The organism is Rhodoferax sp. EU05-FHT12H12 (genome assembly GCF_058791215.1).
Genome location: NZ_JBYTDI010000001.1, coordinates 152,876 through 164,327 on the forward strand (window position 1 = coordinate 152,876; position 11,452 = coordinate 164,327).

The window sequence follows — 11,452 nt, forward strand, 5'->3', positions numbered from 1 at the left end:
ACATGGCATTGGTAGAAGTAAAAGTCCCGGATATCGGTGACTTCGACGAAGTCGCGGTGATCGAGCTGCTGGTCAAGGTGGGCGATACCGTGAAAGTGGAGCAGAGCCTGATTACCGTGGAGTCTGACAAGGCCTCCATGGAGATTCCCTCCAGCACCGCCGGTGTGGTCAAGGAAATCAAGGTCGCCCTGGGCGACAAGGTCAAGCAAGGCTCCGTGGTCGTGATGGTGGAAGCTGCGGGTGCTGCTGCAGCGCCTGATGCAGAGCCAAAAGCGGCTCCAGCGCCCGCCACAGCTGCGCCAGCAGCTCCTGTTTCTGTAGCGCCTGCATCCGTTGCCGCCCCTGCTGCTGCCGGTCCGGTGGACGTGTTTGTGCCTGACATCGGCGACTTCAAGGACGTGGCCGTCATCGAACTGCTGGTCAAGGTGGGCGACACCGTGAAGGTGGAGCAGAGCCTGATCACCGTGGAGTCTGACAAGGCCTCCATGGAGATTCCTTCCAGCACCGCCGGTGTGGTCAAGGAAATCAAGGTCAAGCTGGGTGACATCGTGAACATTGGTGATCTGGTGGTCGTGCTGGAAGGTGTGGCGGGTGCCGCACCAGCGCCTGCAGCCGTTGCTGCCGTCGCCGCACCTGCTGCTGCGCCCGTTGCAGCAGCGGCCCCGGCAGCCGCCGCCGCAGCAGCACCCGCCGCTTTGGCTGTGCCTGCGCATGCGCCCGGTGGCACCACGCTTGGCTTGCCCCATGCATCACCTTCCGTGCGCAAGTTCGCCCGCGAACTGGGCGTACCTTTGAACGAAGTCAAGGGTTCCGGCCTCAAGGGCCGTATCACCGAGGCGGACGTGCAAGGCTTCACCCGTTCCGTGATGAGCGGTGCGGTGCAAACGCTGGCCATTGCGGCGCAAGCCAAGGCATCCGGCAGCAATGACGGCGCCGGTCTGGGCCTGATCCCCTGGCCCAAGGTGGACTTTGCCAAGTTCGGTCCGATCGAGCGCAAGGAAATGTCCCGCATCAAGAAGATCAGCGGTGCCAACCTGCTGCGCAATGCGGTCATGATTCCCGCCGTCACCAACCATGACGACGCCGACATCACCGACCTCGAAGCCTTCCGCGTCTCTACCAACAAAGAGAACGAGAAGAGTGGCATCAAGGTCACCATGCTGGCCTTCCTGATCAAGGCCTGCGTGGCTGCGCTCAAGAAGTTCCCCGAGTTCAACAGCTCGCTGGACGGCGATGCGCTGATCTACAAGCAGTACTACCACATCGGTTTTGCGGCCGACACGCCCAACGGCTTGGTGGTGCCCGTGATCAAGGACGCCGACAAGAAGGGCATCTTCCAGATCAGCCAGGAAATGGGTGAGCTGGCCAAGAAGGCCCGCGACGGCAAGCTCGGCCCTGCCGACATGAGCGGCGCGACCTTCACCATCTCTTCATTGGGTGGTATCGGTGGCCGTTACTTCACGCCCATCATCAACGCCCCTGAAGTCGCCATCCTCGGCGTCTGCAAGAGCCAGATGGAACCCGTGTGGGACGGCAAAGCCTTCCAGCCACGCCTGATGCTGCCCTTGTCGCTGACCTGGGACCACCGCGTGATCGACGGCGCCGCCGCGGCGCGCTTCAACGTGTACCTGGGCCAGATCCTGGGTGACTTCCGCCGCGTGCTGCTCTGAGGAACTGATATATGGCAATCGTAGAAATCAAGGTTCCGGATATCGGCGACCTGGACGAAGTCGCGGTCATCGAACTGCTGGTCAAGGTGGGTGACACCATCAAGCCCGAGCAAAGCCTGATCACCGTGGAGTCTGACAAAGCCTCCATGGAAATCCCCGCCAGCGAAGGCGGCGTGGTGACAGAGCTCAAGGTCAAACTGGGCGACAAGGTCAAGCAGGGCACCGTGGTGGTATTGCTGGACGCTGCTGGTGCTGCTGGTGCTGCTGGTGCTGCTGCAGCCCCGGTGTCAGAGCAAAAACAGGCTCCAGCCCCCGCCACTCCTGCGCCAGCAGCTCCTGTTTCTATAGCGCCAGCGGTGGCTCCGGCCGCCAGCAGCTTTGGCGGCAGCGCCGATCTGGAGTGCGACGTGCTCGTCATCGGTGGCGGCCCCGGGGGCTACAGCGCAGCCTTCCGCGCAGCGGACCTGGGCCTCAAGGTCATCGTGGTGGAACGCTATGCCACCCTGGGCGGTGTCTGCCTGAACGTGGGTTGCATCCCCTCCAAAGCTTTGCTGCACGTCGCCGCGGTGATGGACGAGGTGAGCCACATGGCCGACTTGGGCGTGGACTTTGGTGCGCCCACGTTGAACATCGACAAGCTGCGCGGCCACAAGGAAAAAGTCATTGGCAAGCTGACCGGCGGCTTGGCCGCCATGGCCAAGATGCGCAAGGTGACCACTGTGCGCGGCTACGGTGCCTTTGTGGGCGCCAACCATGTCGAGGTGGAAGAAACCACCGGCACCGGCCAGGAGAAGACGGGTACCAAAAAAGTCATCGCCTTCAAGAAGGCCATCATCGCCGCGGGCAGCCAGGCCGTGCGCCTGCCCTTCATGCCCAACGATCCACGCGTGGTCGACTCCACCGGCGCCCTGGCGCTCAAGGAAGTGCCCAAGCGCATGTTGATCCTGGGTGGCGGCATCATCGGCCTGGAAATGGGCACCGTCTACAGCACGCTGGGCGCCCGCCTGGACGTGGTGGAAATGATGGACGGCCTGATGCAGGGCGCTGACCGCGACCTGGTCAAAATCTGGCAGAAGATGAACGCCAAGCGCTTCGACAACATCATGCTCAAGACCAAGACCGTGTCCGCACGCGCCTTGCCCGAAGGCATTGAAGTGACGTTCGCGCCCGCGGAAGAGGGCGGCACCGCTCCCGCACCGCAGGTGTACGACCTGGTGCTGCAAGCCGTGGGCCGCACGCCCAACGGCAAGAAGATCAGCGCCGAGAAGGCCGGTGTGGCGGTGACGGACCGTGGCTTCATCAACGTCGACATCCAGATGCGCACCAACGTGCCGCACATCTTCGCCATCGGCGACATCGTGGGCCAGCCCATGCTGGCGCACAAGGCGGTGCATGAAGCCCACGTGGCAGCTGAAGTGATTGCCGGTGAACTGCAAGGCAACAAGGAACTGGCTGCTGCTGCGTTCAACGCACGTGTCATCCCATCCGTGGCCTATACCGACCCCGAAGTGGCATGGGTCGGCCTTACCGAAGACCAGGCCAAGGCCCAAGGCATTAAGGTCAAGAAGGGCTTGTTCCCCTGGTCCGCATCCGGCCGCGCGATTGCCAACGGCCGCGACGAAGGCGTCACCAAACTCCTGTTTGATGACAGTCCTGAGGCGCACGGCCACGGCAAGATCCTGGGCGGCGGCATGGTCGGCACCCACGCCGGCGACATGATCGGCGAGATTGCCTTAGCGATTGAAATGGGTGCAGACGCCGTGGACATCGGCAAGACCATCCACCCGCACCCCACGCTGGGCGAAAGCATCGGCATGGCAGCGGAGATTGCGCATGGCAGCTGCACGGATGTGCCGCCGCAGAAGAAGTAAGCGGCCTCAGCGGTCTCAAATAAGAAAGCCCGAACGGGAAACCGTTCGGGCTTTCTTATTGTGCGCATCCGTGACGCCCAGCCGTTTTCCCGACACGACCCACTGGTGCAGCGTGACGGTCTACGCTAGGGCAGGGATTGAGCTTGAGCTTGAGCGTGCGCATTTATTGATGGGACGAATGTAGATTTCGTATGATGCGCCACGACTTCCCCAAAAATATCCCATGAATATCGACACAACGTCGTTGGTTCGGGACATGGGAATGAACGCAGGGCTGCTGTCTTTCCTGGCAGCGCTTTACGGCATCGCCCATGGCCGCGCACGCCACCCTGACCGGGCCGTCACACAGAGGCGGGAAGCGCTGCTGCCTTGGGTGACGGGATTGATGTTCGGCGTCACGGGCATCCTCACCATGCTCGCTCCACTGCGCCTCAGCGAGGGCGTGATCGTAGACGCCCGGCTGGTGGTGGCAGGTCTTGCCGGTGCCTACCTGCCCCCCCTTGGTGCTTTGCTGTGCGCGGCGGTGTTGGGTATCTACCGGCTGGGCCTGGGGGGCATCGGTAGCGGCCCCGCCATGATCGGCATTGTGCTGTGCACCGGGATTGGTTGGCTATGGCAGAAGTACCGACCGCTTTTTTCTGCCCACCGCAACAGAGCTTTGGCGGATGGGCTCTGGCTGGCTGGGCTGGGCCTCAGCTTGGCCGCAGGTGGCATGCTGGCCATTCAAACCCTGCCTTCAGAGATCGCTCGCATGGTGACCGAACGCACCTGGTTGCCGGTATTCCTGATCTACCCCATCGGTGCCGGCCTGCTGGGCTACCTGCTGGACAACGTGCATGAGCTGCACCAACGGGCAGAAGCGCTGGCACAGACCGCCGAAAAATTGAAAACCCTGCTCGCCGAGGCGCGGCAAGCGGCCAGCGTGTTCATCAACAGCAAGGACGCCATCGCCATCCTGCAGCCGGATGGAACCGTACTGGATGTCAACCCGACGTACTGCTCGCTTCTAGGCTATTCGCGGGACGAACTGGTTGGAAAATCGTCGGCCATCTTGCGCGTTGACGAAGGGGGGGAGGGCACGTTCCTGCGCCGGGTGGCCCAAGCCATTGAACGCGATGGCCGTTGGCACGGCGAGCTGGTTCGGCGCCGCAAAAACGGTGAGGTGTTTGTGTCGGAAGTCACGGTAGAAGGCATCCTGGACCCCGACGGCACGGTGTGCAGCTGGGTCTCTGTCGGCAAAGATGTGACCGAACAACGGCGTCTGGAGCTGGCCCTCCAGCAATTTGGCAACTACGACGCATTGACAGGTCTGCCAAGCCGGCGACTTTTCGCCAAGGAACTGAACGCCGCCTTGCATGAAAGCGGAGAGCTCAACAATACCTTGGCCTTGTGTGTCCTGGACATCGACCAGTTCAAGGGGCTCAACGACCTGTGGGGCCTTCCCATTGCGGACAGGTTTCTCCGGGTTTTTGCGCAACGTCTCAAAAAGGAGTCCGGAGCCGACGACCTCATCGGTCGCATTGGCGGAGATGAATTTGTCGTCGTGCTCCAACATTGCCAAAGCGCCGAGAAGGCCATGCAACGGCTGGAGAACCTGCGTCAAGCACTTGCGCAGACAGCGACACTGGACGGCAGGGAAGTGCGCCTGACATGCAGTGCCGGGGTCACCTTCTCCCCCGACGACCCTGCCGATGCTGACGGCCTGCTCAGACACGCGGATCTTGCGCTGTATGCCGCCAAGGAACAGGGCAAAGATCGCATTGTTGTGTTCGACATTCAGCAAGGCCAACGTCAACAGGCGCGACGGCAATCTGCCAGATTGGTGGAGGACGCGCTGCAGCGAGGCGAAATGGAGCTGTTTTTCCAGCCCAAGGTCAGGATCACAGATGGGCAAGTGGTCGGTGCCGAGTCATTGATTCGGTGGCGCCACCCAGAACGTGGACTGCTGGCGCCAGGTGCTTTTTTGGAGGACATCGCGGGTACCCCCGTGACGAATCAACTGGACTACTGGGTACTGGACGCGGCCTTCAAGGCGGGGCAAACCCTGGTATCCCAGGGCGTGCCACTGTCCTTGAGCATCAACCTGACCGTATCCACGCTGATCGACAGCCACTTTCAACTCAAAGTTGCCCAGTTGCTGGACCAATACCCCTCACTGCCTTCGCAGTTTCTGGAGGTCGAGCTGCTGGAAACCGAAACCTTCAATGACCTGTCAGCGGTGGCCTATGTCATTCAGGGGCTGGATGCCCTGGGCATTCAATGCGCGATCGACGATTTTGGTACCGGCTACTCCTCCCTGACCTATTTGCAACGTTTACCCGCACAAATTGTGAAGATCGACCAGTCCTTCGTGCGGGACATGCTGGACAACGAACGGGACCGCACTCTGGTGCGCGGTATCGTCAGCCTCGCCCGTGCATTCCAGCGGCAGGTGGTCGCGGAAGGCGTGGAGACACTGGCGCATGCAGCATCGCTGCGCGACATGGGATGCGACACCCTTCAAGGCTATGGCATCGCCAGACCGATGCCACTGCAGGATTTGATCCGATGGGTCAAGAACTGGCAGCCGCCCCCTGAGCTGCGTCGCCTAGGCACCGATGGGTGATATGCCGCAGCAGCAGAAGTAAGTCCGAATGGCTGCTGAAATTGCTATAAATTCAGTAGCTATCCACGCATATTTTGTAAGGGCTGTAGCGCTTTTTTACTTACATTCGCCAGGGCGCATAATGGCCAATGACCGACGCCACCCCTCCCCACAAGCGCCGTGTGCGTTACGCAGGCACCCATCCCCGCCAATTTGAAGAGAAATACAAAGAGCTGGACCCTACGCGCCATGCGGCCGAGGTGGACAAGGTCATGCAGCGCGGGCAAACGCCAGCGGGCATGCACCGCTCCATTTGTGTGGATGAAATCCTCGCCATCCTGAAACCTGTGCCGGGCGAAACTGGCCTGGATTTGACCCTGGGCTTTGGCGGCCACACGCTGGCCATGCTGCCGCTGGTACAGCCCGGTGGGCGCGTGTTTGGCATGGATGTCGATCCGATTGAACTGCCCCGCACCACGGCACGGTTGCGTGGCTTGGGTTTTGGCGAAGAAACGCTCATCGTCCACCGTGCCAATTTCAGCGAACTGGCCACCTTGCTGCCGCGGGCGGGCGGGGGTTTTGACTTTGTGCTGGCTGACCTGGGCGTGTCGTCCATGCAGATTGACAACCCGGCACGGGGTTTCAGCTTCCGGGCCGATGGTCCGCTGGATTTGCGCCTGGACCCGAGCAGTGGCCAGTCGGCCAGCGAGCTGCTGCTGTGCGTGACCCGGCACCGGCTGCGCGACCTGCTGACCGACAACTCCGACGAACCGTTTGCCATTCCCCTGGCCGCGGCCCTGCAAGGTCAGTACCTGGAAACCACGGTGCAACTGGCCGACCTGGTGCGCGCCACCATGGAGCTGGCCTACAAGCGCAGCATGCCGGCCGAAGAGCGTCTGGTGGAGACCAAAAAGGTGCTGCAACGCACATTCCAGGCGCTGCGTATTGAGGTGAATGACGAGTTTGGCGTGCTGGACACCATGCTGCTCAACCTGCCCGCCTGCCTCAAGCCCGGTGGGCGCGTGGCGATTCTGAGCTTTCACTCTGGCGAAGACCGGCGTGTGAAAAAGTGTTTTCAAACCGGCGAGCGCAACGGCACGTTCAGCAGCGTGGCGGCCGACCCGATTCGCGCCTCGTATGACGAGCAGCGCAGCAATCCGCGCTCCTCGTCTGCCAAGTTGCGCTGGGCGGTGCGGGCGCTGTACTGAGCCCTTGTCGCCAGGAAAAAGCATCCCCTCCAAAGTGAGGGAAAATAACGGGTTTTCTGCTGCCGTGAACGCCAGCAGAAACGCTCGCCCCGCTCTACAACCTTTTTGCTCTTCCCAGCTTGTCCATGCAAGACGTCAATTCCTCCAAGATCTCTGTCGAAAAGATCGGCGGCACCTCCATGACCGCCTTTGGTGATGTGCTGCGCCACATCGTGCTGCACGACCCCAAACGTATCTACGGTCGCATTTACGTGGTGTCGGCCTATTCGGGCGTGACCAACCAGTTGCTGGAGCACAAGAAAACCGGCGAGCGCGGCATTTACGCCTTGTTTGCCGAGGGCAAGGGTTACCAGGACGCGCTGACCGAATTGGCAGCCAGCCTCAAAAAGCTCAATGCCGGGTATGCCGATATCGGCTTGCCGCTGGCCGTGGCCGATGCCTTCATTGACCAGCGCATTGCCCAGGCCCGCGAATACCTGGGCGCCATGCAGCATGTGCTGGCCAGCGGCTACCTGAGCCGCAAGGATGTGTTGTTGGCCGCGCGTGAGGTGCTGGCCTCGATTGGCGAGTCGCACAGCGCATTCAACTCGGTGGAAATCATCAAGGCCAATGGCGTGAATGCCGTGCTGATGGACTTGGCCGGCTTTGACGACAACGAGGCCTGGACGATTGACGATCGTATTGCCAACAGTTTCAAGGACCTGGACCTGGTGAACAGCGTGATCGTGGCCACCGGCTACACCAAGGGCACCGAAGGCATCATGCGCGAGTTCGACCGTGGCTACTCCGAGGTCACCTTCAGCAAGATCGCCGTGGAAGTGCGTCCGGCCGAAGCCGTGATCCACAAGGAATTCCACCTCTCGTCCGCCGATCCCAACCTGGTGGGCCTGGAAAACGCCATTGTGGTCGGCGCCACCAACTACGACGTGGCCGACCAGTTGGCCGACGTGGGCATGGAAGCCATCCACCCCAAGGCCGCCAAGCCCATGGAGCTGGCCGGCATCCCCATTCGCCTGAAAAACACCTTCGAGCCGGACCACCCTGGCACGCTGATCACCAAAGATTTTGTGGGCGAGCGCGCGCGCGTGGAGATCGTGACCGGCACCGACAAAGTGACCTTGATCGAGATCCACGACCCCAGCATGGTGGGAACGGTGGGCTTTGATGCCAGCCTGATGCAGGTGTTCTGCAAACACGACATCAGCTACATCCTCAAAGCCACCAATGCCAACTCCATCGCCCATCTGGTGTGGGACAACCAGGTCACGGCTGAACTCGTGGCCGAACTCGAAACCTTGTACCAAGTGGTGACGGTCAAGCCCAGCGCCATCGTCTGCACCATCGGCTCCAACATCGGCATCCCCGGTGTGTTGGCCAAGGCCGCGCAGGCGCTGGCCGACGCGGGGGTCAACGTCAACTGCGTGTCGCAGACCTTGCGCCAGGTGAACATGCAGTTTGTGATCGAGCGTGCCGACTACAAAACCGCCATCAAGGCGCTCAACATGGCGTTGTGCGTCAACTCCGGCACGCCGGTGCCACGCGGCTGATAGCGCTGGATGCAGAAAGGCCCTGAGCGCCGGCCAAGCGCCTGCGCTAGGGGGTACTGCAAGATGCTCCTGAAATAGGAGCTGCTCGCGCAGTATCCATAAGGGTTAGGCGCCTATTTGGCTTGTATTTTTCCCCAGGGGTTCGCATCTGGCACGGCTGGGAAGCACAAAGGAGAGGGATGTGACAACACCACAATTTCTGGCCGCCATGCTGCTGTCGGCGGCGAGCACTGCGGGAGCATTGGAGCTTCAGCAGCAAAAATTCAGCGATGACGAGGTGTTCTCGGCGGTGGTCGAGACGTTCAAGAAGCCGCTGATGCACCGCTTCAACCCCGCGGCCACCGGCGAGCGCAAGCCCTTGCTGGTGCTGGGGCCAGCACTCAAGTTCGGCGCCAAAATCAAATCCCGCTCGTTTGTCCACCTCACGTTGCAAGAACTGGTGGCGCAGCAAGAGGCGGTGTTTGTGTTGGTCAACAAGGCCTTCCCGGACCCGGAGCGCAGCGCCCTGTATGTGGAGTACGACATACCAAGCAATGCGTCCTTTGGCATGTTGAAGCTGTCACCCCGCAACGGCGTGCTGGTGGCTGAAATCGTCGACAGCTTCCGCTCCTCCTCGGGTGCCAGAGCCACCTACGGCCAGTTGTACCAAGACGTGGCCTGCCGGGACAACACCGAGATGGCCTACCGTTGGAACTTCTACGAAGGCCACGGCGAAGGCGCCAGCGGGCGTTGCCGGGATGTCACGTTCACGGAGTTTACGGACTGGCGGATGCCCGCTGCGCAAGCGGCGCCTTAGCCCGTCAGAAGCTTTGTGTGCGAGGGCCAGCCAGCTTTTTTATTCAGAATTTGTCACCAGCACAAATTTGATGTGCACCGTGTCCACCACCAGCAGCGCCCCCATCGCAATGCTCAGCGGCGTCATGCCGAAATCGCTTTGCCTGATGGCGAAGCTGCCCGTGACCTGCAGCCCCTGGCCGATGGTTTGCAGGGTGACGGGAACGGTGACTTGGCGGGTCTGGTCCTTGATGCGCAGTGCGGCGGTGACCACCGGCGCTTTGGTATCCCCTTGCACGTGCACGGATGTGATGCGAATCTCCGGGTAACGCGCGCCGTCCAGCAAGGTGTCGCGCAGCATATTGGCCTTGGTGCCCTGCTTGGCGTCTTCGCTGATGTTGAGTGGGAAGTCCGCGCCCTCGGCGGCCCGTGCCGCGGTGTCGTCCACCACCAGCTCGTTCACTGGCACGGTGATGTCAAAGCCCGAGTCTTCCAGCACAGCCCCTCGCCATACGCGGCCCTGCAGGTTGCGTGAACTCACCACATGGTTGTGGCCCAGCCGGGCCATGGGGCCGCCGCGGTAGACCAGGATGTGCAGCGTGGAGGCTGCAGGGTCCACGCGGTAGCGTGTGGTCGCGGCAGGCACCGGGGTGGCTTGCGTTGCAAGGCCGGGCGCAGCCGGCACGACGGGTGTGAGCCCGGTGGGCGTAGCGGTACACCCCGCCAGCATGGTGATGCACGCCAGCAGCGGCGCGTGTGCCCACCGGTGCCCCATGTGGCTCAGCACTCCACAATCGCCTTGATCACGCCGGCCTTGGGGTCCAGCAGGTCCTGGAACTTGGTGGGCACCTCGGCCAGCGTCAGGCGGTGGGTATTGAGGGCCTGTGGAATCAGCCCAGCGCGCATGGCGTTCAGCACGGTCTCAAAATCTTCGGCGGTGGCATTGCGGCTGCCGATCAGGGTCATTTCGCGTTTGTGGAATTCGGGGTCCGAGAACGTGATGTTCGCACCCACCACCGAAATCAGCACATAGCTGCCGCCATGTGCCACAAATTTGAAACCGCGCTCCATGGCCTTGGGGTTGCCGGTGGCGTCAAACACCACGTCAAAAAACTCGCTGTTCGTCAGTGCGGCCAGTTGGGCTTCGTCGGTATCTCCCAGCGCGATGCCTGCATGCACCCCCAGCGACTGGGTGCAAAAGTCCAGCCGGTCCTGGCGCCCGTCCAGTGCGGTGACGGTGGCGCCACGCAGCTGCGCAAAAATCATGGCCGCCATGCCGATGGGGCCCGCGCCCACCACCAGCACCCGTTGGCCTTGGCCCACGCCCGAGCGGCGCACCGCATGGGCGCCGATGGACAAAAACTCCACCATCGCCGCCTGGTCCAGCGACACGCCCTCGGCCTTGTGCACAAACTGCTGGGGCACACACAGGTACTCGGTAAACGCGCCGTCGGTGTGCACGCCCAGCACCTGGATACGGGTGCAGCAGTTGGTCTTTCCGGCGCGGCAGGCAATGCAACTGCCGCACGAGAGGTAGGGCATCACGTACACGGTGTCGCCGGATTGCAAGGCGCTGCCGGCAGGCGCGGTTTCCACAATGCCTGACAGCTCGTGCCCCATCACGCGGGGGTAGCTCAGGTAGGGCTGGTTGCCGGTGAAGATGTGCAGGTCGGTGCCACACACACCCACGCGTTTCACGCGCAGCAGCACGTCATCTGCCGCGCGCGTGGGCAGGGGGCGGTCGTGGGCACGCAGGGTGCCGGGGGTTTCGCAAACAACGGTCAGCATGACGGGTTCC

General features: G+C 62.0%; 8 protein-coding genes. 6 read left to right on the forward strand and 2 right to left on the reverse strand.

What is annotated here, in order from left to right; all coding sequences use genetic code 11:
• The first annotated feature begins 2 nt into the window (after positions 1-2).
• The 6 genes from aceF (at position 3) to AC3WS7_RS00710 (ending at position 9,676) form a co-directional block, all read left to right on the forward strand.
• Positions 3-1,670 carry a dihydrolipoyllysine-residue acetyltransferase gene (gene aceF, locus AC3WS7_RS00685; RefSeq protein ID WP_492655022.1) on the forward strand — a complete coding sequence of 556 codons (1,668 nt, stop codon included), beginning with the start codon at positions 3-5 and terminating at the stop codon, positions 1,668-1,670.
• 11 nt (positions 1,671-1,681) lie between these two features.
• Positions 1,682-3,541 carry a dihydrolipoyl dehydrogenase gene (gene lpdA, locus AC3WS7_RS00690; protein ID WP_492655023.1) on the forward strand — a complete coding sequence of 620 codons (1,860 nt, stop codon included), beginning with the start codon at positions 1,682-1,684 and terminating at the stop codon, positions 3,539-3,541.
• Between the two features lie 223 nt (positions 3,542-3,764).
• A complete protein-coding gene (locus AC3WS7_RS00695) occupies positions 3,765-6,146 on the forward strand; it encodes an EAL domain-containing protein (RefSeq protein WP_492655024.1) in 2,382 nt (793 codons plus the stop codon).
• Between the two features lie 128 nt (positions 6,147-6,274).
• Complete coding sequence (gene rsmH / locus AC3WS7_RS00700) at positions 6,275-7,333, forward strand: 16S rRNA (cytosine(1402)-N(4))-methyltransferase RsmH (protein WP_492655025.1); 1,059 nt, start codon at positions 6,275-6,277, stop codon at positions 7,331-7,333.
• Positions 7,334-7,458: 125 nt separating this feature from the next.
• Complete coding sequence (locus tag AC3WS7_RS00705) at positions 7,459-8,880, forward strand: aspartate kinase (RefSeq protein ID WP_492655026.1); 1,422 nt, start codon at positions 7,459-7,461, stop codon at positions 8,878-8,880.
• Positions 8,881-9,061: 181 nt separating this feature from the next.
• Positions 9,062-9,676, forward strand: a complete 615-nt coding sequence (locus tag AC3WS7_RS00710; protein WP_492655027.1) for a hypothetical protein — start codon at positions 9,062-9,064, stop codon at positions 9,674-9,676.
• 39 nt (positions 9,677-9,715) lie between these two features.
• Here the strand turns inward: AC3WS7_RS00710 and AC3WS7_RS00715 are convergent, their stop codons facing one another.
• Complete coding sequence (locus AC3WS7_RS00715) at positions 9,716-10,429, reverse strand: YceI family protein (RefSeq protein ID WP_492655028.1); 714 nt, start codon at positions 10,427-10,429, stop codon at positions 9,716-9,718.
• 5 nt (positions 10,430-10,434) lie between these two features.
• Positions 10,435-11,442, reverse strand: a complete 1,008-nt coding sequence (locus AC3WS7_RS00720) for a zinc-binding alcohol dehydrogenase family protein (RefSeq protein ID WP_492655029.1) — start codon at positions 11,440-11,442, stop codon at positions 10,435-10,437.
• Positions 11,443-11,452: the final 10 nt, after the last annotated feature.

Coding starts and splice junctions, on each gene's coding strand:
- AC3WS7_RS00695 (WP_492655024.1), top strand. CDS start 3,765: ATGAATATCGACACAACGTCGTTGGTTCGGGACATGGGAATGAACGCA.
- rsmH (WP_492655025.1), top strand. CDS start 6,275: ATGACCGACGCCACCCCTCCCCACAAGCGCCGTGTGCGTTACGCAGGC.
- AC3WS7_RS00715 (WP_492655028.1), bottom strand. CDS start 10,429: ATGGGGCACCGGTGGGCACACGCGCCGCTGCTGGCGTGCATCACCATG.
- lpdA (WP_492655023.1), top strand. CDS start 1,682: ATGGCAATCGTAGAAATCAAGGTTCCGGATATCGGCGACCTGGACGAA.
- aceF (WP_492655022.1), top strand. CDS start 3: ATGGCATTGGTAGAAGTAAAAGTCCCGGATATCGGTGACTTCGACGAA.
- AC3WS7_RS00720 (WP_492655029.1), bottom strand. CDS start 11,442: ATGCTGACCGTTGTTTGCGAAACCCCCGGCACCCTGCGTGCCCACGAC.
- AC3WS7_RS00705 (WP_492655026.1), top strand. CDS start 7,459: ATGCAAGACGTCAATTCCTCCAAGATCTCTGTCGAAAAGATCGGCGGC.